19 protein-coding genes are annotated in these 23,241 nt (G+C 42.6%); 14 read left to right on the top strand and 5 right to left on the bottom strand.

All coding sequences use genetic code 11. The features are described 5' to 3' along the window. The first annotated feature begins 11 nt into the window (after positions 1-11). The 12 genes from FN815_RS19190 to FN815_RS00845 all read left to right on the top strand — a co-directional run bounded on the left by FN815_RS19190 (position 12) and on the right by FN815_RS00845 (position 16,730). On the top strand, positions 12-767 hold the full coding sequence (locus tag FN815_RS19190) for a PspC domain-containing protein (RefSeq protein ID WP_142452687.1): 756 nt from the start codon (positions 12-14) through the stop codon (positions 765-767). A 342-nt stretch (positions 768-1,109) separates the two neighbouring features. Beyond that, positions 1,110-2,258: a hybrid sensor histidine kinase/response regulator gene (locus tag FN815_RS00795; protein WP_221930203.1), complete on the top strand. Its 1,149-nt coding sequence runs from the start codon at positions 1,110-1,112 to the stop codon at positions 2,256-2,258. A gap of 1 nt (position 2,259) precedes the next feature. Beyond that, positions 2,260-3,192: a response regulator gene (locus FN815_RS00800; RefSeq protein WP_142452689.1), complete on the top strand. Its 933-nt coding sequence runs from the start codon at positions 2,260-2,262 to the stop codon at positions 3,190-3,192. Positions 3,193-3,203: 11 nt separating this feature from the next. After that, positions 3,204-4,373 carry a DUF3492 domain-containing protein gene (locus FN815_RS00805; RefSeq protein WP_142452690.1) on the top strand — a complete coding sequence of 390 codons (1,170 nt, stop codon included), beginning with the start codon at positions 3,204-3,206 and terminating at the stop codon, positions 4,371-4,373. 11 nt (positions 4,374-4,384) lie between these two features. Continuing rightward, positions 4,385-5,974 carry a GT4 family glycosyltransferase PelF gene (pelF, locus tag FN815_RS00810; protein ID WP_142452691.1) on the top strand — a complete coding sequence of 530 codons (1,590 nt, stop codon included), beginning with the start codon at positions 4,385-4,387 and terminating at the stop codon, positions 5,972-5,974. Next, positions 5,964-7,592 (top strand): polysaccharide biosynthesis protein, encoded by a 1,629-nt coding sequence (locus FN815_RS00815; protein WP_142452692.1) that lies wholly within the window; start codon positions 5,964-5,966, stop codon positions 7,590-7,592. The genes pelF and FN815_RS00815 overlap by 11 nt, the downstream gene beginning before the upstream one ends. Positions 7,593-7,601: 9 nt before the next feature. Further along, positions 7,602-9,224: an HD-GYP domain-containing protein gene (locus tag FN815_RS00820; RefSeq protein WP_185957121.1), complete on the top strand. Its 1,623-nt coding sequence runs from the start codon at positions 7,602-7,604 to the stop codon at positions 9,222-9,224. Positions 9,225-9,253: 29 nt separating this feature from the next. Continuing rightward, positions 9,254-10,093, top strand: coding sequence for a glycoside hydrolase family 191 protein (locus FN815_RS00825; protein ID WP_185957122.1), 840 nt, complete (start codon positions 9,254-9,256; stop codon positions 10,091-10,093). Further along, positions 10,083-12,143 carry a hypothetical protein gene (locus FN815_RS00830; protein WP_142452694.1) on the top strand — a complete coding sequence of 687 codons (2,061 nt, stop codon included), beginning with the start codon at positions 10,083-10,085 and terminating at the stop codon, positions 12,141-12,143. The genes FN815_RS00825 and FN815_RS00830 overlap by 11 nt, the downstream gene beginning before the upstream one ends. 1 nt (position 12,144) lies before the next feature. Next, positions 12,145-16,035, top strand: coding sequence for a DUF2194 domain-containing protein (locus tag FN815_RS00835; protein WP_142452695.1), 3,891 nt, complete (start codon positions 12,145-12,147; stop codon positions 16,033-16,035). Between the two features lie 30 nt (positions 16,036-16,065). Further along, entirely contained in the window at positions 16,066-16,380 is a 315-nt protein-coding gene (locus tag FN815_RS00840; RefSeq protein WP_142452696.1) for a DUF2752 domain-containing protein, read from the top strand. Further along, positions 16,368-16,730 carry a TM2 domain-containing protein gene (locus FN815_RS00845; protein ID WP_142452697.1) on the top strand — a complete coding sequence of 121 codons (363 nt, stop codon included), beginning with the start codon at positions 16,368-16,370 and terminating at the stop codon, positions 16,728-16,730. Before FN815_RS00840 ends, FN815_RS00845 begins: the two co-directional genes overlap by 13 nt. Positions 16,731-16,850: 120 nt before the next feature. On the opposite strand, the gene FN815_RS00850 is transcribed toward FN815_RS00845, so the two are convergent. The 4 genes from FN815_RS00850 to FN815_RS00865 are packed head-to-tail and all read right to left on the bottom strand — an operon-like array spanning position 16,851 to position 19,357. Beyond that, complete coding sequence (locus FN815_RS00850) at positions 16,851-17,513, bottom strand: T9SS type A sorting domain-containing protein (RefSeq protein ID WP_142452698.1); 663 nt, start codon at positions 17,511-17,513, stop codon at positions 16,851-16,853. Between the two features lie 15 nt (positions 17,514-17,528). Next, positions 17,529-18,398: a DUF5777 family beta-barrel protein gene (locus tag FN815_RS00855; RefSeq protein WP_185957123.1), complete on the bottom strand. Its 870-nt coding sequence runs from the start codon at positions 18,396-18,398 to the stop codon at positions 17,529-17,531. Position 18,399: 1 nt separating this feature from the next. Continuing rightward, positions 18,400-18,957, bottom strand: a complete 558-nt coding sequence (locus tag FN815_RS00860) for a YceI family protein (RefSeq protein ID WP_246075089.1) — start codon at positions 18,955-18,957, stop codon at positions 18,400-18,402. Next, positions 18,947-19,357: a hypothetical protein gene (locus FN815_RS00865; protein WP_142452699.1), complete on the bottom strand. Its 411-nt coding sequence runs from the start codon at positions 19,355-19,357 to the stop codon at positions 18,947-18,949. Before FN815_RS00865 ends, FN815_RS00860 begins: the two co-directional genes overlap by 11 nt. A 111-nt stretch (positions 19,358-19,468) precedes the next feature. On the opposite strand from FN815_RS00865, the gene FN815_RS00870 reads away from it, so the two are divergent. Together FN815_RS00870 and mltG are read left to right on the top strand one after the other, a co-directional pair. Further along, entirely contained in the window at positions 19,469-20,017 is a 549-nt protein-coding gene (locus FN815_RS00870; RefSeq protein WP_142452700.1) for an HD domain-containing protein, read from the top strand. A 222-nt stretch (positions 20,018-20,239) separates the two neighbouring features. Then, positions 20,240-21,319 carry an endolytic transglycosylase MltG gene (mltG, locus tag FN815_RS00875; RefSeq protein ID WP_142452701.1) on the top strand — a complete coding sequence of 360 codons (1,080 nt, stop codon included), beginning with the start codon at positions 20,240-20,242 and terminating at the stop codon, positions 21,317-21,319. A 134-nt stretch (positions 21,320-21,453) separates the two neighbouring features. On the opposite strand, the gene FN815_RS00880 is transcribed toward mltG, so the two are convergent. Beyond that, positions 21,454-23,142 (bottom strand): ABC transporter substrate-binding protein, encoded by a 1,689-nt coding sequence (locus FN815_RS00880; protein WP_142452702.1) that lies wholly within the window; start codon positions 23,140-23,142, stop codon positions 21,454-21,456. Positions 23,143-23,241 lie beyond the last annotated feature (99 nt).

Consider the following 23,241-nt stretch of genomic DNA (forward strand, 5'->3'; position numbering starts at 1 on the left):
ATTGATTGACTATGGCACAACAGACACGACAAAAATCTACTTCCCAAACAGGAACTGCTTCCCTTGAGTTTGACGACTTCGACCTGAACTCCACCATGCAGGAGTTCTTGAAAGATGAAGAAAAAGAAACAGGTAAAAGCATTTGGAATATCGCCACTATTTCTGGTATGGTGATGCTTTTTTTGGCCTTCGCTTTTGCTCTGCGAACTATAGGTTTACCTATTGGTGAATTTTTAAGTGGTCTTACCGATGGACTGGTCGGATCTTCAGTTTTACCGCTGATCGGAGGGGCGTTAATCACCTTGGTTGGTTTTGGTTTTTTTGTAGGCGACCGCAAAAGAGCTCGTAAAATTAAAAAGGCTAAGAAAAAAGCTCGTAAGCAAGCTCAAAAGGCACAATCAAGTGCAGGTTCTTCTTCCTACACCGATATACCCGGAGCTGAACACTCAACTTTTGACTCGGGGTCAAAATTACGCAATGATTTGGACGATGCCACAGCAGGCAGCAAGACGAACAGTTCAAGGTCCTACATTGATTTTGATAATTACGGTTACCGTCATTCCAAAAAACTGACGCGTTCCAGAACCGACAAGAAACTTACTGGAGTATGCGGTGGCCTGGCTAAATATTTTGGAATCAGTTCAACAGTCGTAAGAATTATGTTTATTGTACTAACTCCCGTGATGAGTGGCTTTAATTTTCTTATCTATTTTGGTCTTTCTTTAGCTATGCCAAAAGAACCTGTAGATATGATGGATGACTTTTAAAAGTTGAAATTGTCAGGCGTACAAGGCAAAACAATTTAAGGGCATAGGCTTATCTTCATTCTGTGCAATGGTGCCCTTTAGATGCTTTTTTTTCTTCTAAAAAAATTAGAGTATGCCTTATAAATATTTATATTAGGGGCTCATAAGGCAATAATGAAAATGTTAGGTAAATATAAACGGGAATCGGTCTTATAATTCTGTATCAGTATTATTCCCATTTATAAATAAATTAAAGGACATCAGCATAAGAAAATTATGTTAGAAATTGCTTCGGATTTTAATAAACCACGAAGCATTTTTTCATCAAGTGCAGTCAATTACCAATTTAAATAGATCATTGCGTTGAGTTTGAAAGGCTTAATTTTGATTGTAGATGACACTCCAGCCAATCTACATCTGTTATCCAATGTATTAAAGAAAGAAGGCTATGAGTATTTAGAAGCCTCCGACGGGAAGACCGCTTTAAAGCTGGCTAAAAGCCATCATCCTGATTTAATACTATTAGATATTATGATGCCTGGAATGGATGGGTTGGAAGTAACAAAAGCGCTTAAGAATGATGCTGAACTTGAAGATATTCCGGTTATTTTTCTTAGTTCGCTCAATGATATAAAGAATAAGATAGATGCCTTCAAAGTGGGTGGGGTTGATTATATAACCAAACCTTTCCAAAAAGCAGAAACCCTTGCCCGCATTAAAACTCATTTACATATCCGATCGCTGCAGCAGCAATTGGGAGAGCGCATACGAATTCTGAAAGAGCGGGAAGATGAGCTTAGTAAACTAAATCGTAAAAAAGACGATTTAGTACGTATGGTAAGCCACGATATAAAGAATCCACTAACAGGAATAGTTGGTCTGGCAAGGTTTTTAAAACATAAACAGGAATTGTCTCGCGATGACCAAGAAGAGATGTTTACTGTTATAGAGGAAAGTGGAAATAACCTACTTAGAATGGTTCAGGAAATGCTGGATCTGGAAGACAGGGAAATGGAAGGAAAGCCACTTGATTGTGTCAAGACTATGCTTGACCCCCTAATTAAACGTGTTATAGCCATTAACAGAGCAAAAGCTGTAACCAAAGAAATCGAATTTGGCTATTCTGTAGAGCCCAGAGAACTTGAAGCATGTATCGACGCTGCCAAAATTGAAATTCTGGTAAATAACCTGGTGGCAAATGCTTTAAAATTTACGCCAAGTGGCGGTAAAGTATTTATTGAAGTGACCATCAATTCTTCCAATACCTTTTTGATAAAAGTGAAAGACACGGGTATCGGCCTTCCGGAAGATTTGAAAGACAATGTTTTTTCAGGACAATCCCATATTTCAAGAAAGGGTACGGGGGGCGAAACAGGAACCGGACTTGGACTCAATATTGTGAAGTTGTATGTTGAGAAACATCAAGGCAAGGTATGGACCGAGTCGGAACCCGCCGAGGGCACTACTTTTTTTATTGAATTACCATTAAAGAGTAACATTAAAAACAACTAAAATGGCATATAAGGTTTTAGTAATTGATGATGATGAGCCTATTCATTACATGCTTAAGAACCTGCTTAAGGATGAATTTGCTGTATTGAACGCACATAATGTGCAAGAGGCTATTGATATATTATCAGAGACAACGGTTAACCTGATTTTATCGGATATTCATATGCCCGGTATTTCAGGTTTAGAATTCCTGGAATCCATCCGCCTTGATGAAAAGAAGAAATCGATCCCGGTATTGATTATGACCAATTTGCCGACGGTTGAAAAAGAAAAGAAGGCACTGGATTTAGGTGCAGCCGATTTTATCAAGAAAGAGCTGCTGAATAACAACCGGGAAAAGGTGCTCGATATCATCCGGATGAAGATTGTTACCGATGTACAGGTTTCAGGTTTAGATGAAGATCAAACCAAGAAAAAAGATCAGCTGGTAATGAAGCTGATGGAAACGGCCATTGGCGGATCTTTTAGTGATACGGTAGAAGTACTCAGCAAGGGACTGGCTGAAATTGTAAATATGAATTATGCCGGTTTTTGGATGATAAAAGATGATGAGGCCGAGTTGCTCTATTCGAAAAATGATGAGGAAGAACGGCCGGCCAATGAAGATAATATCATGGCAGAAAGCAGTTTTGATTATCTCAAAGATAACAGGGAAGAGTACCTGAGTAACCACGTATTTAATGAAGATGTAGGATTTTTCGTTGATTTCTCAAAAAAGCAGGGACTGTCTGCAGAAATTGGCGTTCCTCTCTTCGCAGTTAATGAGCGCGAATTATTAATGAACAATATGAAAGTGCCAGCTAAAGCCGATATGTTTGGACTTATCATACTCAAGCGCTCTGTGCTTTTTTCATCTACGGAATTTGAGCTGGTTTCCCGCTTAATCAAGCAATCAGGCTCTATTTTATACCGCTTGTATAAGAAGAACAAATAATCCTATCGGCAATGCGTGTTTTATTAATTATTGAAGGAACCTATCCCTGGTACAGGGGAGGGGTTAGTGAATGGGTGTATCAATATCTTGCCCATTTGCCTGATGTGAAGTTCACCATCCTTCAATTAGCTACCGACGAATTTCAGCATCTGGATCCCGAAGATGCTTTATATCCTATTACCCGGAATATTGATACTTTTCGGCGCATCTTTCCTCCTGATGCCAACAGTCAATTAGACCAATACCTGGAGCGCTGGTACCAGCAAAATAAGTATCAGTTTAAAAGTTTAATTCCCGCCCAGGATGTTGTGCATGTAACAAACACCGGGTTTGCAGGCTGGCTGGGCAGCCGATTAGCAGAAAATTACAAGTTGCCATTACTACTCACCGAGCACGCCATTTACTGGAAGGAGGTGGAGCTTGGAGCCGTAGCGCTGGAATGTGGATACGAAATACCGCAAACGGAAGAAGCTAAGATGCGAATTTCCAGGTCTTTCAAGAAAATGGCAGAATACACGTATCAGTCAGCGGATCAAATTATTTCCGTATCTCAGTCAAATATCCCTTATCAAAAAGGATTAGGAGCCGATAACATACAATATATTCCCAATGGCATTCCTGAAGACTGGCTGATGCATTCTAAAAATAGAGGAGAACAGCCTGTTATCGGATGGGTGGGACGCTGTGCCGAAATGAAAAACCCACTGGCTTTTTTTGAGCTGGTTGAGGCTTTCAAAAAACAAAATTGTACACCTGTATTCAGGATGTTACTGAGCGATGCCAATGAAAAGGAGTTAGAGGAAGAAGTACGGCAGAAAGCTCAGGAGTTTCCAGAGGTGGATATGGTGTGGAATCAGCCTGCTAAAGACTATTTTAAGGATTTCGATTTCCTGGTGATTTCAAGCCATAATGAATCGCAGCCCTTGGTAATGTTGGAAGCCATTGCTCACAGAGCCTTGCCGGTAGGATTTCAGGTAGGGGATCTAAATAGCGAATATGGAATGATACTTGACTCGAAGGTTGGTTTTGGCCCGATGGCAGAACAGATCGTACAACTATGGAATGATGAAAAGAAATTTGAGGATACGGTAGCCCAAAGTTTTAAAAAGATCCGGGAAGAGCACACCTGGCCTCAGATTTTTGAATCGTATAAGAGCGTGATACAACAGATTATCGCATAGGCGGATCTCATTTGAAAAATGATAAACCACGGATATTATTAGAAACAGAAGGGTCTTATCCCTATAGCGGGGGAGGTGTGTCTACCTGGGCGCATATACTTTGCACCGAACTGGTTGAAAAAGTAGACTTTGACTTACTTGCCGTTACGGGAAATCCTTATGTGGAAAGCAGGTATCGCTTACCCCAAAATGTCCATAAGATCATCCACATTCCGTTATGGGGAGTTGATGAACCCTCGGATTACTACGACAACGATCGCCCCTTTTCTTATCAGATAAAAAAGAAAGCCCGCACCACCAAAGAGGTTACCAAAAATCTGTTTAAGCCCATTTTCGAGGATTTTTTGGCTTGCCTGTTTGATCCCTATTCCAATGTGCAACACATCAGTGAGGTGTTGTATGGCATGTGGAAATACTTTGACTACTTTGACTACAAACAGACAATGCGACAGCCATTGCTTTGGTTTGATTTCAAATACAGCCTACAAGACTATTTTGATGTGCTGGGTATGGACGATCACGAGCAGCCAAGGGTGTTTGATATGACCTTTGGGATGCGTTGGTTCTACCACTTTCTGATGCCCATTGCAGCTCCCATCCCGCCCAAAGTGGATGTAACGCATGCCACTATTGCTGGTTTCCCGGCTCTGGCTTCTATTGCCTCGAAATTCGAATATGGCATTCCCAGTATCGTGACAGATCACGGCGTTTACATGCGTGAAAGACTGATTAATGTGGGGCAGGCAGATATGCCATTTTTCTCAAAAAAGCTGCTGGTGGATTTGTCTACCATAGTAAGCCGGGCAGTATACCATACGGCCGACCAGATATCTCCGGTAACTACGGCTAATACTGATTGGGAGAAAAGATTTGAAGCAAAGGAGGAACATATTTTACCGATCTATAACGGGGTAAATACCGATGTTTTCGTACCCACTCCAAAACCCTCCAAGACTAAAGACACACCCACAGTTGTAGCTGTCGCTCATTTATTTCCGTTAAAGGATATCGAAACCATGATTGAAACGGCCGCTTTGGTCCGCGAAGAAATCCCTGAAGTACAGTTTACGGTTTATGGGAGTCTTGAGGTGGATAAGGACTATGTAAAAAAGTGCCGTAAGCTGATTAAAGAACGTAAGCTGGAGGATACTTTTCACTTAGGCGGGTATCACGATCAACCCAGCATGATTTTTAATGAAGGGGATATCTCCATTCTTACCTCTATTTCAGAAGGATTTCCTTACACAGTCATCGAGTCGATGAGTTGTGCACGTCCCGTTGTGGCTACCGACGTTGGAGGCATCAGAGATGCATTGGAAGGCTGTGGCATTCTCTGTAAGCCGAGAGATCCACGGGATATTGCCAATGGGGTTCTTAAATTATTAAAAGATGATGACCTGCGACTTGAGTATGGCCGCAAAGCAAGGGAACGGGTTTTATTGACATTTAAGACAGAGAAGTCGGTTAATGCCTATTATGATTCCTATAAGGAGCTGGCCAGAAAGGAACGAAAACCGCTCAAAAATCAGGTAGAAACTGCTTCTGTAAAATATCTGCTTGAATATCTATACGATAAGGAGGATGCGTATCATGAAAAATGATGTACAAGGTGCTCCTCACATAGATAAAGAAACGGAAGTTGCCGAACTTACTGACCGGGTTCATGAGCTGATCGATAATCCCATAAGTACCTGGGCAGTAGCTGCAACTATTGAATCGCTTGGTATAAGAAATATAGATGCCCAAACCGATTATGGATATACTTCGGTATTTGATCTTGGCGATGAGGTATATCGTCGGATCAAGGAAAGGGAAAAGGCGAAATTTAAAGAAGATGAGGAGGGTGAAGGGTTTAAGGTTGGAAGTTTTAGCAATTCCTTAAAACTGTTTTTTAAGCATTATACCGCCGGCATGATTTTTTCGATGCCGATGCTCTCCCAGATTGTTGCCATCATTATTTTTGAATACGCTTTATGGGCCTGGTTTAATTTCAATGAAGCGCAAGCTACCGTAGTAGCGATGGGGACCATATTGTCGTTCATTCTTACCGGTGGGTTTATCCAAACATTGGGGCGGCTGGTATCCAGATATAAAGGCGAAGAAAACTTTTACCTGGCTTCTAAAGCAACCTGGGCGGTAATGAAGGTGGCAATTCCCTTCATTTTAACAGCCGCTCTTTTCTTGTTGGTGCTCAATGTTATTTTTCCCTTTTATCCGCAACAACTGGCCTGGCTTGCGGTGCTGTATATGGTGCTGATCTCACTCTTATTGCTGGCGGCAGCCGTACTTTATGCCACTGAACAGCGGTTTATGATTCTCTTAGGTATTTTACTGGGTACCGTATTGGTTATTTTTGGGATGGTTTTTGCCGATATTGGCATTTACTTTTCTCAATGGTTGGGTATAATTTCAGCTACCGTATTTATGGCCGGATATGCATATATATATTATCGCTTTAAAATTCGGACTTTACGTCAAGAGTTATTTAAACAATCCCTGCCCGAAGCTGAAGTAATCTATTACAATACCTACCGGTATTTCATCTACGGGTTTTGTTACTTCACTTTTTTGTTCATGGATCGAATGATGGCATGGTCTGCAGGCCCGCCGCCTCCGGAGTATATCATCTGGTTTAATACCCCTTATGAACTGGGGATGGATTGGGCTTTGATAACGCTGGTTATTACCATTGCCATGTTGGAGTACAGCATTCACTCGTTTTCAAAACACTTGATTCCAGCTCAGAAAAAAGCAATGATTTCAAAGATCAAACTTTTTAACCGCTTTTTTCGAAGATTTTATGTGAAACAAATTATACTGCTACTGATTGTTGGCGGTTTGTCTATTATCGGAACATATTACGGGGTACTAAGCCTGCGGGCATTTGAAGATCAGGTCCCAGAAATTGCCGATTTTTTTGCAAATCCCATGACTTTTAGGGTTTTTTGGATGGCAAGTATTGGATACCTGTTCCTTATTTACGGGCTGCTGAATAGTCTATTCTTTTTCACCCTAAACCGTCCTGAATTGGTTATGTATGCAATGATGGGGTCATTATTTGTTAATTTTATAGTCGGCTTTTTATGCAGCCGTATTTTTGGTCTCGAATATGCCGTTATTGGTTTAATTGCCGGGTCAGTGGTTTTTGCCATTTCTACAGGAATTTTGGCAAAAAGATTTTTTAAACATCTCGATTACTTTTATTACTCTGCATTCTGAGGTATATCTATGATTAAAGACGTCAAAACTTACATACATACCGTAGGAAATCGACTAAGCAAGGCATTTTCCATAGAGGAGTTTGGGCTGGAAGAGCAACTTGATTTCTGGGAACTTTCTGCTGAACACGTATCACGTAAAGAAACCCCTTCTTTCACGGACATCGTCTCCTGGATGGATATGCTCTACCGGGCGCCCGTGCATTTTGTGTATCAGCTTGAGGATGAGAAGTTAGTATTGAGTCGCCGCCATGTAATCACAGAAAACCTCCTAAATACACAGGCAGGCAGGCGAACAGCCTCCGGCTCTCAAAGTGTTCAGGAGAAGGAGTTGTTACAAAACTTTGAACACCAACTCCAGAATCTGGAAAAAAAGATGAGCATGGACGAGGTGTTTCGGGAGCACGGTATTACCGCTCATTCCATAGGGCAATGTGAACACATCCCTCTGTTCGACAACGATGGTGACTTGTGGGGGATCTATTGTGCAGGTCCATATATCAAAAGTCCGGAACAGATCACCCCAAAATTATCAATTGTTGGCAGGTTGCTTTCCCGCTGGCTAATTAGCTTGGATGAAGAAGAGGATAAGCCGCAAAAAGACTATGAAAGTCGCATTGAGGAAGTTACCGCAAACCTGGGCAGCGGAAAGCTTAATACGGAAGCCCTCATGCAACTCAATCTTAAGTATTTGCTGAATTCCGTAAAGGCGGATTCGGGCTGTGTGTTTGAATTTATGGGTGGAGGACATAAAGTACTGGCATCCAGTGGTTTTAGTGAGGATGAGCTTGCAGAGTTTACTCAAGTTGAGAACGTACTTGTACAGGAAGCTACCGACAAAGTGAAAGTTACTGAAGCAGGAAGGAAGTGGTTTGAAGCACGAGGAGAAAATCCCGATGTGTTGTATTTTAAAGGAGAGCATCATTCCGGCTTTATACTACTCTTTAACAGTGCGGACACTCCACGGTTTAAAGTCAGTGATATTCTGGATGATATCAGAAACTCTTTCGCCTCCATTTTGGATTATCGATATCAAAATGAAAAGTTCTCTGAGAAACTAACTCATGTGTATTATACCATGTTGCGTGCTATTGAGAGAAGCCGCTCTAAAACAATACATCACACCCCGCGCATGATTGCTTTTGTAGAACGCTTTGGACTTTTATTTGGGCTGGAAGATGAGGAAATGGCTCGCATCAAACGAACCGCAAAACTGCACGATATCGGATATGTTGGAGCTTCCAGCATTGAGTCAGGTAAATCTATAGGCGGCGAGCTTACCCATCCGTTGATTGGTGCTAACATGGTAGAGCAGTTAGCTGTTCACCCTGATATCACAGAAGGAATAAAAACCCATCATGAATGGGTAAATGGAAACGGAACGCCCGGTGGTTTGAAAGCTGAAGAAATACCCTGGTCTGGTAAAATCATAGGTGTGTTCGAATATGTAGTAGACTTTGTAGAAACCCACAAAGATGACGATTCCAAAAGCGGTGATGAATGGATAGAAGCTCTCTCTAAAGGCATTATGGAGCGTGCCGACGTAGAATTTGATATGGTGCTTATCCCAACGGTCATCCAACTCATACAGGCTCTTGGTTGGGAGGGATGTGTAAATCTCGGTGTAGATTAATGAGATTACACATAATAATAGCAAGCATAATGGCCATATCTTTGATGCAGTGTTCTACTTCTGAAAAAGCAGGGTTCCAGCCGGAGTTACATACTCCCTATGCGGTATGCTATGCACAAGTTTCGCCTTCACAAGTTCATGCATATTCTCTGGTTATCTTGGAACCAGATTTTTACAGTGAAGAAGAAATTCAGGAATTGAAATCGGGTGATACTCAAATTATTGCTTATTTGACACTCGGAGAGGTGGATGAAAACCGATGGTATTATTCCCTGCTTCAAGAGCAGGGCTTTTTGGGTAAAAACCCAAACTGGAATAGTGCATTTATTAATCTTGAAAATACCCAAAGCAGAAATGTACTTCTGCAGCAGGTGTTGCCTAAAATTATGGCAAAGGGGGTAGATGGCCTCTTCCTTGATACCATTGATGCGGTGGCCCCGGTAACAGAACGAGCTCATCTACAGCCTTACATGGCTCAATTGATCAAAGACATTCATGAAGAATATCCCCAAAAAATAATCATCCAGAATAGCGGCATTTTTATGCTGGAAGAAACCCGCTATGCCATTGATGCTTTTATGACGGAATCGTTGGCTTCTGATTATGATTTTTCATCCGGAGAGTATCTGGTGCGAAGCGACGAAGATTATCACAACCGGCTGGAATACCTGCGGTTTTATAGCGATAAATACGAAGTGCCATTCTTTATCCTGGATTTCGCAGATACCCCCGCTAAGCGTGACAGAATTTACCAACGCCTTGATTCCCTTAACAGGCCGTTCTTTATCAGCAATATTGGTTTAAGCGATTTACCGGAAGATCCTGGCGGATACGCCAATTCTTTGAAGGAGGAGGACCATGGACTATAGCCTCCAGGCCATATTTTCAGCATTGCGAATTTTGATCACCTTCGTGTTTTTATTCGGATATGTAACCCCGTTTTTCTTTCGCCATGCGGCCCAGCAAAATGGAATTGATCGAATCGTTTATTCTTGGGCTGGTTTAGGAGGTTTGCTAACTATAGGAGTATTTATACTGGTAAGTCTTCATATCTATGATTTTATCAGCATTCTTTTTTTCCTTCTGATGCTGCCTTTACTGGTACGTTTCTTTAAGCGTAAATGGGAGGGGAATAGTGTGGTGGATATCTTTACCATGGAAGAGAATCGTTTGGTGGCAAAGCAGGTAAAGCTCATCGAGAAAGTAAAATACCTGACATGGGGTGATGCCAAGAAGAAATTAAAAAAGAAGATCAAACCGAATTCTCAACAAGATGCCTTTACCTTAGCGGCGGTATTAATAGCCGTGAGCGGAGCTGTACTACGCATCATTCCTTCCATACAGAATTCATCTCCCTTTAGTAGGTTGTGGTACTTTGAGCTGGACGCGGTAAAACAGCTTAGCCTACAGCAATACTTTGACGGTTATCCGGCTCCCAGGGGGATGCATTCCATTATTCATTTTTTTAGTACCATCACCCAGGTAAGCCCGGAATTGATACTACACATCCTTGGAGGACTGATTAGTTTCTTCCTCACAATCATCATTTTTTGGGTGATTCGTGACATAACCCGTAATAAGCACCTTTCCGCAGCTGTTTTCGGTGCAATGCTCTATGCTATTTTTCCCACCATGTTCTTACCCGTTTCCCTGGAGTTGGAGTCGGAATTGAGCTCTCTGTCTTTAGCTTTATGTTTTGCGATACCCACGGCGATATTTTATTTACGAAATATTCGCTCCGGGGATAAAACCCCCTGGTTTTATATAGCAATGGGTATCATTGCTACCGGACTTACCGACATTTTTGTGCTCTTGATGGTTTTGATGCCCTTCCTCATTTTTGGGATTTTCTCGCTGCCTAAGCGTCGTTTTACCCAACAGGCTGGTAAATTGTTTGTATATCTGACTTCGTTGTACCTATTGGTATTGTCTCCGTACGTGATATACTGTCTCATCAATGGCATAAAAGTAGATGCTTTTTTTCAGGATCAGCTCTTTAACACCCAAGTGTTTAGTTTTGCCCCGAACCTGTTGATCCCTATTGAGGAGCTAAGTCTAAGGTATTTGGTCGCGGGGGTGTTCCTGCTGGTGGCTTATTTGATCCGGCACTTCATACAGGATAAAAAAAGGTTGGGCGAAGAAATTATCTTTCTAATTGTCTTTGTGATGGTTTCCTTCGTTTATACGCCGTTCTTCGATTTTCAATATGTTTGGATTGATCCCGATCAATTGAACAGTTTCTATGGATTGTTAATAGCGATAGTTGCCGGCATAAGCTTGCATTCCTTATTAATGCTTATTGAGTGGATTTCTGATGCCTTTCATAAAGTGAAACGCTATGCGGGTTCGGTTTTAACGGCTGGCTTTGCCATATGGTTTTTTGTGTTGCAGGACGGGGTAGAAGTGAGCCGGATGCTCCCCAAAACCCAACCCAATGGATTTTTTGATGCCTACTATTCCATTATAAACGAACGGGTTCCCTACACCTACGCAACGGTTGGCCCGGACCTTGACAATGGACTGGCCCGTAACCGCCATTATTTTATGAATTATGATTTCTTCCTCGACAACTATGGTGCAATCGATTCTCTTTATCAGCAATACCTTACCGTGCCTGATAACCAGCGGAATCCTGAGGAGGAAATCCCCCCTGCAAGTATCTTTCTTTTTGTTGAAAAACCACCTTATGGCTCCATTCAACAGGGAATTTTATATGATGCACAGGGCGTTATGAGAGATATGGAACAATGGTTGTCTTCCTACAGAGAGCTGGAAGGACGAAAAGTAGAAGTGTATCATGAAACAGATAATGCTATTGTGTATGAAATCATAAACAGGGAAGGAGAATCTACGATTACCGGGGTACTTAGAAATATATATCCGGAAGGGGAGGGACGTGCTGAACAGCTGCTTAAATAATATGCAAAAACACTTGTTCTTCCTGGTGCTGTCTTTGGCCGGATTCTCACTTTTTTGGGGATGTAACAGCGATAAAATACGATTTTTCCCCGGAACGGTAGAGGGTGGGCAGAAGCCGTATGTGATGGTGGTAAAATATCTGTCGGACGACTACAGTTCCAGCATGTCAGCAAATGTGACCAAGTCATTAGACTACACCAAGATACCTTATCAAACCCTGGACCTGGAGATTATCTCCGGTGAATTTCGTATCCCTGAAACGGTACGTACTATTGTGATTACCAGCTTCGAAGCAACCCAGTTACCCCAGGAAGCTATCAAAAAGCTTATAGAATTTGTAGCAAAGGGCAACAACATTGTTTTTACAGGACCTTTTGCGGATGAAAAATTTTCTTACCTGCAGGGTATCAGGCCAGACATCGATTTCTCCTTTGATTCAACCAACACCGGGTTTGAATTGCTCGAACAGGCATTTCCCGGAATGGCAGGAAAGAGATATAATCCCAAGGGTCTTGAAGTGCATAATGGACTTGAAGCCAATCAGTTTATTCCATCAGTTACTCACTTGGCAGCAACAGCCACCGATCCGGAACAACCTTTCATCGTTTCTAATAAGTTGGGGATGGGGGAAGTAATCACGATTAACAGCTATGCAATTAATAATCGTCTATATAGGGGTATTGTCTTTTCATCCATACTGCGCGGGCTGAGCGGTATTCCCTACCAGGTGGCAAATGTAAGCACCATTTTTCTGGATGATTTCCCCGCCCCATTGTATAACGAAATGTTACCACCTATTGACGAGGAGTACGGCATCTCTCACGCAGAATTTGTAAGCAAGGTTTGGTGGCCGGATATGAGGGCTTTGGCCGATACTTTTGATATTACATATTCCGCTATGACAGCCTTTAATTACAATGCCAATGTAGTGCCCCCTTTCGATTTCCAGGAATGGCGCCAGGGCTCTATTGTGTATAATCAGGATATTGTAAGAGGCAGTATATTTTTGGCGAATAACATCCGGGATAGCAGGCACGAGCTGGCTTTTCACGGGTATAACCACTTTTCTTTATGGAGAGAAGATTGGGATAATATCAACTTCATGATTTCGGCTCTACATGCCGCCCGCAAACGCTGGCAGGTAGATGATATGGGACCATTACCCACCAACTATGTTCCGCCTACAAACCACATTGACTCCCTGGGGATACAGGCTATAATCCGGGGCATGCCCAGTATTGAATACATGAGTTCACTTTACCTGGGCTATTTAGAAGATGGAGGAGCGCGAGAATTCGATCCCGAGCCCTATGCCCCCACTGAGTTATTTAATTATCCCAGAATAACCAGTGGGTTTACGATGACTGACAATTCCATTTTGCAGCAAATGGGGCTGCAGATTATGACAGGCATTTGGACACATTTTGTACATCCCGATGATGTTTTCCAGGTGGTTCAGCGTGATGCCGATGATTTTGCAAGCCGTAACCCAAAAGGTTTGGGTTGGAAATCAGATCCCGAATATGGCTATGGACTATATCATTTGCTAAGGGAACGAATAATCCTCACACAAGATCTGTTCCCAAAAAATAAATTTGTGTCGGCCACACAGGGCGGAAGGTTGACTCAGGATTGGAGACGCAGCCTGACAGGATATGAGGAGAAAGGGAACTTGGTTTTGGTTAACTCGGCCTTCCGTTCCGACTATCTGCCTCTTGCAGCAGATAGTACGAGGCATTGGTACATGTATGCCACCAGGGGGCAAGTGAGGGAAATTGAAAAATCCCTAAACTTGCAAGAACTTCCTTTTGATAAAACGCCTTTTTGGGATGGTTTTTTGTATCAATTTACCTCGCAGAAGCCTTTCTTTTTTATGCCAAGTTATCAACCGGACAAAGTACACAATCCAACAGTTTTAGATGAGATTGCTGCACAAGAATGGGATGAATACGTTGAACTTTTTATTGAACCGCCGGCCCAGAATATTCCAGATGTAATTTGGCAGGACAACCGAATGAATGAAGCCTTGGCAGCTTTGGAAAAGAACCCCGGTAATCGCTGGCGCCAGGAAGAAGTGATAAATTTGAGCATTGAATTCGACAGAGTCTATCATGCTATCAACATTTTAGAGAATAGATTACTTTCACAAGAGGAATGGAGTACGGAAGATTCCGAGCGACTATTGACGTATTACGGCTGGGAAGGGATGCTATTGGAAGCTGAACAGTTCTTGGAAAGCATGTGGGAAAAACACCACAATCAAGCTGTACTGGATTTGAAAAACAAAGCGGTTGCTCAATTAGGATTATATGGTACTGATTTCGAACAGCGTTGGCTGGAAAGGAGACTGGAACTTTATCCGGATGACCCGGAGATACTGCTGGACTTCACAAAGTCCATAGAGTCCCAAGAAAACTGGCCATTGATGAAGAAAAACCTTCAGCACTTACTTAGTCAGAATTCTCAATCAGATACCTTGTATGCTTTTACACTTCAACGCTCTTTATATTACGCCAGTCCGGATAGTACCCTTGCGTTGGTGGATCGCTTTCCAAGGCCGGCTTATCCACAGCTAATGCCCTTTGCCAGGGAGTTGGCTCAGCTTAATGCCTATGTAGCCAAGGACTATGAACAGGCTTTATTTTGGGCCAATAACCTTCCTGATTTCGATGAGCGACAAAAGCTCTATTGGTTATCTTTATTAGAGCTGGATGAATTGTATGTAGCCAATGCAAAGCGGGCTGTGGCAGAACAACCCGGCGACGACAGCTTGCGATCCTATGTAGGAGCTAATTTGTTTTACGAAGGATTTCAACAGGAGGCTTACGAGGTACTTTATCCTCTTTTTCAGTGGAACCGCGAAAAAGGTTTAACGGCCGATACGCTGCTGCGACAGGAAATCGGCTATATGGATTATGGACAAAAGAAAGCATTCTATAAACGATATCCCTTGTTTTTTGATACCGATCAAAGACAAGCGTTAGCCAATCAGCACCGCATTACGGAAGGAGTTAAGGTGACAGCCTCAGGCGAATACAGAGATGATAACTTTGATAATACCTTTGCCCGGAGTTCTATAGGTATAGAATTTGGTCACCGCCAGCATACAACCCATACCATAAAGACAGAGAATCTGCTTTTCACCGATGATGAACGGACCCAATCCCTGAATCAGGAATACTACGGTATTGGATATCAACTCACCCACCGTGAGAATCAGCAACGCCTGATAATGCAAGCCGGCGGATCCCTGCTTTTTGGACAGCAGGATATGATAACGGAAGCTTTATTTTCTTTGGGTTACTCCGGGACCGAATCCTATACATCGGTACAACTCTCGGGGGGAGCAGAACTAACATCTACTTCCGTACAAAATGATTACTACCAGGGGCAGCTACAGCTGTATCGGCAAGATGAATGGTTAAGTAACAAATTCACTACCTCAGTGTCGTCTATGGGTAAATATTATACTAACGAGGTGTTCGAATATGGGGGACAGGCACGGTTATACGGGAACCTCAGGGATCAGAAATGGCGCTTCAGAACACTGGGTGAGCTTGGCTATTATGATGCTACGGAAACCTTTGAAAGTGGCATTCCTTATTACACTCCTGATCAATATTTTTCACAAGGCCTTGGGGTTGACGTACAGTTTAGAAATCCAGACAACTACGAATATCAAACCAGAATTGATGCAGAGGTTATGGCTCGTCACGAAAGGGAAGACAGCTTCTATTTTAGTGGCAGTGTACAAATGAATCTAAAAATTGCCCGGTTTTGGGACCTGACCACGGGAGCTGAAATTTCTACCAGCGACACCTATCGTTCGAACCGAATTTTTATTACCATCTCGCACAGTTTGCCTACAAAATTTTGGCAGAAAAACCGGTAACAAATCTAAATTACACTCGTAGGGCAACCCATGAGTTTTATCAAAAAACATTTGGAATGGATGGTATTCAGCGGAGGCTTGCTGCTACTCGCGCTTATGGAGCCAACAACTACCGGAACATCCTGGTGCCTGTTCGAATTAGTTGGTTTCGATTTTTGCCCCGGCGAAGGCCTCGGGCATTCCATCGCTTACACATTTCGGGGTGATATCACTTCGGCATTGGATGCCCATTTCGCTGGTCCGGCAGCAGTTATCATCCTTATTTCAAGAATAGTACACATTTGGTATCAGCTTCTAACTAAATCAAAAGAACCTTATACGGAGGACCTATCATGGCAACATTAATCGATCATCTACCCGAAGTAAGCGGCGATGAAGCTCGCTACCTTGAACGGTTGCTGGAGAACTATAATGAGCAGCAGATCTCTCGATTCTCAAATATTTATCGGTCCCGCCGAAAAGACCCGCAGCATATTCTGATAGCTTGCCTCTTTGGTTTTTTGAGTATTGCAGGTATACATCGCATTCTTTTGAATCAGACAGCGATGGGATTGCTTTATCTATTTACCGGGGGCTTGTGCCTTATCGGTACCATCGTTGATTTGGTGAATTACAAAGAAATGACTTTTGATTACAACCGGGATATTGCCCGTGATGTGAAAAGCTATGTGGATAAGCAAACGGATAATTCCTGATAGCAGGATGATCCAAAAGTTCTTCTACACATAAAAATATTCAGCTCTGGTATTTTAAAGATATCAGGGCTTTTTATTGGTCCAATTCAAGAGTTGAAACCCTTCACTTTTAGTGTAGAGTTACTTGGTTAGAGTCATTCTCTTTGCTTTCAAAAAGAAAGCCTGTTGACCTGTTTGCACTTTCACATTGTATAAATACACTCCGGATGGAAGGTCATTTAGAGAAACCCGAACCTGTGTTTTTGGTACCTGGGCAAAACCTGAGATCTCTCTAATCAAGGCACCAGCAGCATTATAAATGTAAAGCTGGTACGAAGCTTTTTGAGGCGAAAGGAAAGTAACAGTGGTTTGAGGATTAAAAGGATTGGGATAGTTTTCAACCAGTTCGAATCCATCCGGGATTTTAGCGAGGCGTTCATTAGAAACGGGAACTTCGTCTGCCCCTTCACTGATCCAGGTTCTGATTAATTGAATTTCTTCGTCGGATAAAGAGCCTCCCTGGGGCATTCGTGAGCCAAATTCAGGATTGGGTTCAATCTTATCTACCAAGGGACTATCATCGGGTGCGCCCGGGACCACAATATTTGATCCATATTGATTGCCTACGCTGTTCATAACCGCATCGTAACTTGAAAGGGTTACCCCGCTTGAAGAGCCATGACAAGTCACACAATTTGAATTAAAAATGGGCTGTATCTCTGTTTCATAATCCACTTGAGCCTTGAGTGGTGTATAGAGAAAGGAAATGAGGAGAAGGAGAGAAGAGGTAAGTAGTGCTTTCATAATTTTTCCCATTGGTTAAAGTCCAAAAACCCTGTTAATGTTAAATCCGAACCGAAAATCGAGATCAGTAAAATCAGTTTGTGTTCTGGAAAGCAGGTGCTGTTCCGTGAACCAGCGGCCGCTCATCAAAAACAGTTGAAATACATGACCTCCTGTATCAATTTCAAAAACAATGGCCATGTGATCATGATATCCGTCGTTACGCGGTCCAAGTGCAGGCAGGTATTCGAAGGCTAATGCATTTCGGGCATTCAATTTATATCGCCCTGCAAATCCTAAACCGTAAAAAGTATGATGCAGTTCATCACTCTCAGTTTCTTTTACAACCGTATTGAAGTGAGCAACCATAGGTGACATTTGAGCACTAAACGCATCAGTAAACTTGCGGGCAATCATTAAGCTGGCCAGGTAATTCAGCCTTTCGCTAAACGTGTAATCGAATCTTCTTTCGTTTTGTGTACTTACCCCAATGTCCGTTTTCAGGCTGATATGGACCGGGATTTTTCCAGAGTTGAGTTGATGAAGTATCACGTATTTAAAACGAAGATCAACATTGTCTTCCAAGCTTGAACGTCCTATTCCCACATCCAGCCGGTCGGTTATACCGTAATCAATACCCAGACGTACTGCAGCCCCTGCATCCAAGCCGTAAAAACTGTCAATGCCTCCAGATATCAACCCAAAATTATGCATTACGCTTGTATTCATGTTGTTTTTGGGGATGGATATTGCTGTACTTAATCCTGCTATGCTTCCAGCTAAAAAGATGTCATCAACGGGTTGATTATCCTGAACAACACGGGTGCGTTCCATTTGCGCTAATGCCGGAGATGAGCCTGTCAACAAAACAAGTACACAAAAGAAGATTATTTTGGTTGAGTTCATCTTAGTCCTCCACAGGTTTTAACAGCGCTTCAATTTCAATGTCCTGCTGCTGATCTACTTTCACAAAAAGCAATTTTGGAGGCTCGATATCGTAGTCTTTAAGTAATAAAGTCCAGCCTGCTTTTACTAACAATCCGTTGTCAGTCATTTGCAGGGTCCCGGTGATTTTAGTTTCATTGGTTACACCATGAATTTTGAAATCACCCTCAACTGTAACAGTTTGGGGAGAGGTGTTCTCGGGATCAAAGTTGGACGTGAGTTTCCCAAAGAACTCGGCAAAGGGAAATTCTTCCGCCTCCAGAGTTTCCAGCATATCCCGGTCGCGTTTATCAATGCCGGTTTCAAGCGTATGGAGATCGAGGTAGAAATCAACAGTTTTATCCTCCAGATCAATTCTGCCGGTCAAAAAATCAGAGCTTCCGCTGAAGGTATGGAGGGGGACTTCAGAGTGAAAAACGGCGGTACCGCTATCCGTCATAAATGCTTGCCCCAGCGCCATACTATGGGATACAAGGATTAGCAGGGGAATCAAAAATATTGTGGTTCTTTTAGTTCTCAAGGGCGCCTCCTTCTATCCAACTGCGGATTTGATTTATTTCGGAAGGAGTGAGGTAGCTACCAGTAAGGGGCATACGACTTCCGTTTGTAGGATTAGCTTCTATTTTATCGACTAAAGGACTAGCATCAGGATCTTCGGGAATAACAATATCCGTTCCGTAAACAGCTCCCACGCTGTTCATTACTTGTTGGTAGGTGGTGAGGTTGACTCCATTGGTTGAGCCATTGATATGACAGCCACTACCTCCACAAGTACTGTTAAAAATTGGCTGAATATCTTCCTGATAGCTAACTTCCGAAGGCTCTACGGGTTCGGCTGATGAAATATCTTCCACATTATTAATACAACTCGTGAGCAAAATGAACATGCTACATAAAAGAAAACGAGAAGATACTTCCATAATTAGCTCCATTTAAATTTGAATATTAAGTAAGCTAAGTAATTAGTTGAATGTTAAACGAATAAAGTAGAATTGCAACAATAATTTTCAAATCTAACATTAAGGCCTCCGATGAATACCATAAATAGAGATAAAGCCGTCAAACTATTATCTGACTACATTGAAAATGAAAACCTGCGCCATCACTGCAAAATGGTGGCTGAAGCCATGCAAGCGTATGCAAAATCACTTGGTAAATCTGAGGAGGAAACAGACCGGTGGTGGGCAGCCGGCTTATTGCATGATTTGGATTGGGAGAAATATCCCGATGAACATCCCGGAAAAGCAGTGGAGGAAATTTTACCAGAACACGGGTATCCGGAGGATGTGATTGAGGCTGTCCGTGCCCACGCTCCGGAACGAACCGGAAAAGAACCAGAGACAGAAATTGAACGCTATCTGTTTGCCTGCGATGAGCTTTCCGGTTTTATGAATGCCGTATCATTAATGAGACCCAATAAGTTTTCAGATATGAAAGTGAAATCGGTTACGAAAAAGTTAAAGGATACCCGCTTTGCAGAAAGTGTACCCAGGGAGGACATCAAAAAAGGAGCGGAGATTATCGGAAAGCCCCTGAATGAACATATCGCTTTTATGATAGAAGTATTCAGAGACTGGTAGAAAGGTGTTTAACCTACATAAAAAGAAACCCGGACCGATCAGGGTCCGGGTTTTTTCTTTAGGGCATTTGGTGCTGTTGCAGCATCCAAAAGCTCGTTTAATTGCTCTTCAGGTGGCGGTTACGCAAATGTGTGGGGAATGTTACAATCCAAATAAAAATTAATAGGGTCACAACTCCATCAAAATGGATTCTTTTAACGTGGTATTCGTATCTTAAAAGCAATGAATCTACAGAGGCAAATAGGACTAACAAAATCAGAGCTTATCACCACCATTTTATGTTTTGTGGTGATTTTTTTTCTTGTTTTTAGCATACGGCTTGTACGATTAACTTCTGGTGATTCCCTTGTGTTTGAGGAGGAGACAGAAATCATTCTGGAAGAAGCAACCAGCTTGTCAGCGTTGCAGGAACAGCTTAGATCCATCGGTGTTCAGTATCAACCCGAAGAAATGCAATGGGCGGCTAATCTTTTGGGTTGGCGAAGGTTTCAACGGGGGCGGTACGAGTTTGACGGGGCATATTCCTACAATGGGTTTTTATCAAAAATGGCGAGAGGTATTCAGGATCCGGTATCGGTGGTTGTTCTGCCGGGGATAACACCTGAACGGTTGGCAGAGCGATTGGGGAATAGTCTTGATTTCTCGGCAGACAGTTTGAAGGCTGTGTTCAGCGACAGTTTGTTTTTGGCTGAAAAATCATTGACCAGGGAAGAATTGTTTGGCAGGATGCTTCCTGAAACGTATTTGATTTATTGGACCTCACAGCCGGTCGCTGTTATTGAAAAAATCCTGCGTCAGTTTGATCAATCTTTTACAGAAGAAATGAAAGAAAGAGCCGCCGGATTGGAGCTTTCCATTGACGAAGTGGTGACCTTGGCATCCATCATAGAGTGGGAAGCTAAAAACCAGGCAGAAATGTCTACCATCAGTGGTTTGTACTGGAACCGCCTGAACCGTGGAATGCTTCTGCAAGCTGATCCAACCGTAAATTTTGCCTTGGGCGAACGGCGCCGATTATTGTACGAGGACTACCAGATTGACCATCCATACAATACATATAAAATCAAAGGCTTGCCGCCCGGACCAATAACCAATCCAAGCCTGGCTGCTATTGAAGCAGCCTTAAATCCTGAGGAACATAACTATTTATACATGGTTGCCAATCCGGAAGGGGGACATGTGTTTACCCGTACCTATCAGGAACATCTGGAAGAGAGCGAGAAATGGCGCAGGTGGCTAAGGGAGCAATATCGAATTAAGCGTCAGCGTGAGGCAGAGCAAAGCCAGGAAAATTCCCGTTAGCTTATCATTGAAAATTGGAGGCAAGGCGGCGGCTTTTGTTGATAGTTTAAATAATGCCTCTTGGTTAATAAATGGCCGACAGGACGAGACTTCGGCCATTTTCCTTTTATCATTATCAGGAATACTATTACGATTTAATTGCTGCCACGCCTGATATTTACTACCTGGTTGATGTGTGTTCCTTCAAAACTCACATCCATTATCAAACCCTGGAAATTGTTAAAAGATTTCAGTCCTTGTCTTAAGTATGAGGGATTTTGAACTTTTTTGAGATTTCGAAGGAGTACTGTAGCCGCATCATAACCTATGTATGCAAAACGGTTGGGTTCGGTATCATACCGCAAACGGAAAGCACTCTTAAAGTTTTCTATGGGATTGGTGCCTTGCTGCTGACGAAAAGTTTCGGTGTAGTAGAGAGCTGACCGGGCACCGAAATTTTGTATGTTTACTGACTCCCATTCTTCAGAACCCAGTATGGTCATGTTACTTCCAATGGCTTCCAGGTTGGTAACCAAAGAACTCATAAGCGTATTTGCAACTGTACCGGTGAAAGGGGCATAAATGGCATCGATGTTGTATTGAAATACCGTATCAACTTCAGGGTCAAAGTATTTCACATATTCGCTGATATCATAGCCCTCCGCTTCCAGATCTTCTACAAAATAATGTACAACGGCTGCTCCTCGTTTTCGGGATTCATCCAAGAAAGCCTGTGCTGAAGATTCACCAAGGGCACCGCGTTCGGCTATAACGGCAAGCGTATCATATCCAAGCCTTTCAACGGCATATTCAGCCATCATTCTTCCCTGTACGGCAAAAGTGGGATTAAGCTGGAAGGTGTAATTGTAATCCAGGTTGAGACTGTCGGAATTGGCCAGGGGAGAGATCATGGGAACTTCGTACTGCTCGGCATAGCGTGCAAACTCTGTAGCCACTTCTGAAAACAACGGACCAATCACAGCATCAACATCGTAATTCCATACAAAGTCATTGGCTACGGCCGATGCCTGCCTTACATCACTTTGGGTATTTCGATAGGTAATGAAAGCTTTTTGATTCGAATTCTCACTATTAAAGTTTTCTACGGCCAGCTGAATTCCAAAATACAGATGCTGCGAAATCTCAAATTCGGACGAGTTGGTGTCGAATTCAGGTAAAGCAACCCCAATATTGTAGGCAATGCCGTTGGGAGCATCAGCGTAGTGATTTGGATTATATCGTTGGTTGTAGGCCGTTTCATTACCCAGCAACTGGCGGATGTTCCGGTAGCCTGAGGTATCCGCAGACTGAACCGCCCTTTGGGTAGCCTTAAACAAAGCTCTGGCAGACTCAATATCTACATTGCCAATTGCCGATTCCATCAGGTCAACCCGAACCTGATCAAAAGAAGTTGCCTTAAAGGCATTGTGGCGCTGCTCTAAACTGAGGTAGTTTAGAAGATCCTGGTATAATTGGTTGGCATCCATGTACACAGAAGTACGCAAACTGCTTTGCCGGATTTCATAGAGGGCATCAAGAGCTTGACTAAAGTTTTTTAGCTGAAAATCAGCAAGGGCAGAGGTGTAGGCTGCTTCCATCCTCAGATTTTCATCATTACTTTCAACCTGCAACAATTGGTTTTTAGCTTGAAAATATTGTGCTAAAGCAAAATGAGATTTACCTGCAAAAAGATGCGCTTCCGGATCGTTGATTTGTTCAAAGACCTGTAAAGCCCGTTCATAGTTGCCTTCCTCATACCAGTCAATACCCGTTTGTAATGATTGGGCATGCCCGGCAGAAATCAGCAGCAATGAAAATAGTATCGTAGAAATGAAATTCTTCATGTAGTTAGGTTGCGTTACAAAGGGTTACATTGATTTATAACTCGCTTAAAACTAAAAAGTTCTGTTATGTAATGCTTCTTTTTGGTGATTGAATTTGGG

It is taken from the genome of Gracilimonas mengyeensis (assembly GCF_900182705.1).
In the GTDB taxonomy this organism is placed as follows: domain Bacteria; phylum Bacteroidota; class Rhodothermia; order Balneolales; family Balneolaceae; genus Gracilimonas; species Gracilimonas mengyeensis.